The organism is Catenulispora rubra (assembly GCF_015356825.1).
Classification (GTDB): domain Bacteria; phylum Actinomycetota; class Actinomycetes; order Streptomycetales; family Catenulisporaceae; genus Catenulispora; species Catenulispora rubra.
Window position 1 is genome coordinate 1 of the sequence record NZ_JAACYW010000567.1, and the last position, 2403, is coordinate 2403.

Sequence of the window (2403 nt, forward strand, 5' to 3'; positions counted from 1 at the left end):
GCGGCCGGTTCGGGCAGGGTCGCGGTGGCCCAGGCTTGATGACCGTGGTGTCGGATGTCGGTGAGGCCTTGGAAGGTCGGGCCGTAGTCGTAGCCGCGGTCGTGAAGATCGGCGTAGAGCACTGCGGGTGCGATGGCAGTGGTGTCCGAGCGGGGCGCCGGTACGGGATCCGGCGCCGGGGCGGGTTCGGCGGTGAGGACGGCCGTGGCGTGATGCGTCCACGCCGGCGGCTCGTCGGCCTCGGCCGGGCGGGTGTGGATGGTGACTGTGCCGGAGCCGGTGCCGGGGTCCGGGTCGGGTCGGTAGGTGACGTTCAGGTGCAGCCGGTCATCCTCGGACAGGACCAGCGGAGCCTGCAACGTGAGTTCCTGCAGATGCGGATGGCCGGCGCCGGCTGCGATGTGCAAGACCAGCTCGAGGAGAGCGGCACCCGGAAGCACGACCGTGCCATACACCGCGTGATCACGGATCCACGCACACCGATCCACAGTCAACACCGCGGTACCGGTGATGCCCCCATCGGGGTGGGCCACCACCGCATCGAGCAACGGATGCCCACCAGAATCTTGGCCCAACGCCTCGGCGCTACCCCCGGCAGCGGGAGCCAGCCAGTAGCGGGTGTGTTGGAAGGGGTAGGTCGGCAGGTCCGGCAGCAGGTCAGGGGCCTGACCGGTGCTGGGTGTCGGCGGTAGCAGCGTGGTCCATGCGATGTCGGTGCCTGTGGTCCAGGCGTGGGCGAGTGTTTGGGTGAGAATCTGGGCCTCGGGGCGATCGGCGCGCAGGGTGGGCAGGACGTATTCGGGTGCTGTTTCGAGGTTGTCCACGGCCATGGCGCACAGCACAGCGTCGGGTCCGCATTCGATGTAGCGGGTGGCGCCGGCTTGCTCCAGAGTGCGCATGGCACCTCGGAAGTCGACGGTGTCGCGGATCTGATCAGTCCAATACCGGGGCGACCCGAGCTCTTCATCAGTGGCTAGCAGGCCGGTGCGGCTGGAAACGATGGGGATCCGCGCCGGGGCGTAGGAGATCGCGGCCGCAACCGCGTGGAACTCCGACAGGACCGCATCCATGTGCGGGGAATGGAAGGCGTGACTGGTCCGCAACCGCTTGGTCCGCACGCCGTTGACCCGCCAGCCGGTGGCGATCTCGTTGACCGCATCCGGGTCCCCGGAGATGACCGTGGACTGCGGACCGTTGACCGCGGCGATCGACACCCGGTCCTCATGACCGATCAGGCTCCCTTGAACGTCAGCGGCATCTGCACGGATCGAGACCATGGCACCGCCTGGTTCAGCGCCCTGCATCAGACGCCCCCGGGCGGCGACCAGCCGACAGGCATCCTGCAGACTCAACACCCCAGCCAGGTGCGCCGAAGTCAACTCACCCAGGGAATGCCCAAGCAGCAGGTCAGGGGTCAGGCCCGCCGATTCCAACAACCGATACAAAGCTGTTTGCAGCGCGAACAACGCCGGCTGCGCATACCCGGTCTGGTCGATGAGCGCGGCCTGATCCGAGAGCACATTGCGCAGGGGTTGTTCCAGGTGCGGATCGAGGTGTTCGCAAACCTCGTCGAAAGTCTCGGCGTAGACAGGGAAGGCGGCATACAAACCCAGGCCCATCCCGAGGCGCTGGCTGCCCTGACCGGTGAACAAGAACGCGGTACGCCCGGACTGGACGACCGGCGCATGATGGCGGATCACCTCCGGCGCACTCGCCCCCTGCGCCAGCACACGCAACCCATCTAGCAAGACCTTGTGATCCTGCCCGAGCACCGCCGCACGATGAGCAAACACCGAACGCGTACGCAGCAACGCCCGCGCGACCCCAGCCGGATCTCCAGGCGTCGCAGCGACCAAGCCCTCGTCCCCGCCGACGGTAACCGAATCAGAGGCCGCCACGCCAGAGCCAGCCAGGTCGGAGGTGGCGGTCGGGTCGCAGGTGGCCGGGTCCGAGGCCGCCAGATCGGAGATGGCCGATTCAGCGGTGCTCAGGGTTTCGAGCAACCGTGCGGCCTGGGCGTTGAGCGCTTCGGGAGTCCGCGCGGACAGCATCCACGGCACCACCCCGGCCCCGACAGATACCCCCGAACCGGAATCTGGCCCCGACTCGGAAGTTTCAGCGTGGCCAAGCTCTGAACCGGTGGGCGGCACCACTCCCGCAACAGGCTCGGCAACCGGAGTTTCAGGGGGCTGCTCCAGGATCACATGGGCGTTGGTGCCACTGATGCCGAAGGAAGAGACCGCGGCTCGGCGTGGGCGTCCGGTCTCGGGCCAGGACCTGGCCTCTGTCAGCAGGCTCACCCCGCTGCCGGCCCAGTCCACGTGCGGGCTGGGGGCGTCGACGTGCAGGGTCCTGGGCAAGACCCCGGCGCGCATCGCCATCACGGCCTTGATCACACCGCCG

The 2403-nt window shown here is 68.1% G+C and carries 1 protein-coding gene; it reads right to left on the reverse strand.

Translation table 11 applies throughout. The annotated features are described in order from the left end of the window. Positions 1-2403: acyltransferase domain-containing protein (locus GWK61_RS54070; RefSeq protein WP_194922209.1), on the reverse strand; the 2403-nt coding region annotated here is incomplete at both ends.